Raw genomic sequence first — 1255 nt, forward strand, 5'->3', positions numbered from 1 at the left:
CTCTCCATAATATGTGAGCTCGATTGCTCTAAACTTAACTAGCTTAATTTCTTACTTGACATACTGGTTGTTCTGTTCAGTTTTCAAAGATCAATATTGGTGGAGCCTAGCGGGATCGAACCGCTGACCTCCTGCGTGCAAAGCAGGCGCTCTCCCAGCTGAGCTAAGGCCCCGTATCTATTAAAAATAAATGGTCGGGAAGACAGGATTCGAACCTGCGACCCCTTGGTCCCAAACCAAGTGCTCTACCAAGCTGAGCTACTTCCCGATAATAATGGCGCGCCCGAGAGGAGTCGAACCCCTAACCTCTTGATCCGTAGTCAAACGCTCTATCCAATTGAGCTACGGGCGCTATATATGGTGCCGAGGGCCGGACTCGAACCGGCACGGTGGAAACCCACCGCAGGATTTTAAGTCCTGTGCGTCTGCCAATTCCGCCACCCCGGCACAATTGTTGAAAATCTAATCATCTGGCAAACAAAATGATTAAATCTGGAGCGGAAGACGGGATTCGAACCCGCGACCCCCACCTTGGCAAGGTGGTGTTCTACCACTGAACTACTTCCGCTTTAAATGCGGGTGGAGGGACTTGAACCCCCACGTCGAGAGACACTAGATCCTAAGTCTAGCGCGTCTGCCAATTCCGCCACACCCGCATATAAAATTAAATGGTGAGCCATGGAGGATTCGAACCTCCGACCCTCTGATTAAAAGTCAGATGCTCTACCAACTGAGCTAATGGCTCTAAAAAATGGTGCCGGCCAGAGGACTTGAACCCCCAACCTACTGATTACAAGTCAGTTGCTCTACCAATTGAGCTAGACCGGCTTGAATGGTGGAGGATGCAGGGCTCGAACCTGCGACCCCCTGCTTGTAAGGCAGGTGCTCTCCCAGCTGAGCTAATCCTCCTATGTATCGCCTGGCGGCGTCCTACTCTCGCAGGGGCGCAAGCCCCAACTACCATGGGCGCTGAAGAGCTTAACTACTGTGTTCGGCATGGGAACAGGTGTGACCTCTTCGCTATTGCTACCAGACTTCCTTTTTTTCAAGGACAAGGTATATTATAACTTATTCCATTTGTTAAATGCAATAGTTTTTTATAGAAAAAAATAAATATACCTTCAAAACTAGATAAGGTGTATGACAATCAAACATTTTTGTGTTTAGTTAAGTCCTCGATCGATTAGTATTCGTCAGCTACACGTGTCACCACGCTTCCACCTCGAACCTATCTACCTCATCGTCTCTGAGGGAT

At 48.7% G+C, this 1255-nt stretch carries 9 tRNA genes and 2 rRNA genes; all 11 read right to left on the minus strand.

The window, feature by feature from the left end:
* Positions 1-97: 97 nt before the first annotated feature.
* Positions 98-173: transfer RNA gene (locus tag DFR57_RS18090), tRNA-Ala, on the minus strand.
* An 18-nt stretch (positions 174-191) separates the two neighbouring features.
* A tRNA-Pro gene (locus DFR57_RS18095) sits at positions 192-268 on the minus strand.
* A gap of 7 nt (positions 269-275) precedes the next feature.
* Positions 276-352 (minus strand) — tRNA-Arg (locus DFR57_RS18100).
* Between the two features lie 6 nt (positions 353-358).
* A tRNA-Leu gene (locus tag DFR57_RS18105) sits at positions 359-447 on the minus strand.
* Between the two features lie 46 nt (positions 448-493).
* Positions 494-568 (minus strand) — tRNA-Gly (locus DFR57_RS18110).
* 6 nt (positions 569-574) lie between these two features.
* Positions 575-656, minus strand: a tRNA-Leu gene (locus DFR57_RS18115).
* Positions 657-669: 13 nt separating this feature from the next.
* Positions 670-745: transfer RNA gene (locus DFR57_RS18120), tRNA-Lys, on the minus strand.
* A gap of 7 nt (positions 746-752) precedes the next feature.
* A tRNA-Thr gene (locus DFR57_RS18125) sits at positions 753-828 on the minus strand.
* A gap of 5 nt (positions 829-833) precedes the next feature.
* Positions 834-909 (minus strand) — tRNA-Val (locus tag DFR57_RS18130).
* 8 nt (positions 910-917) lie between these two features.
* A 5S ribosomal RNA gene (gene rrf, locus DFR57_RS18135) occupies positions 918-1034 on the minus strand.
* A 129-nt stretch (positions 1035-1163) separates the two neighbouring features.
* Positions 1164-1255 (minus strand): 23S ribosomal RNA (locus DFR57_RS18140); the annotation flags it as partial.

The sequence above is a fragment of the Saliterribacillus persicus genome (assembly GCF_003337485.1).
Lineage (GTDB): Bacteria > Bacillota > Bacilli > Bacillales > Amphibacillaceae > Saliterribacillus > Saliterribacillus persicus.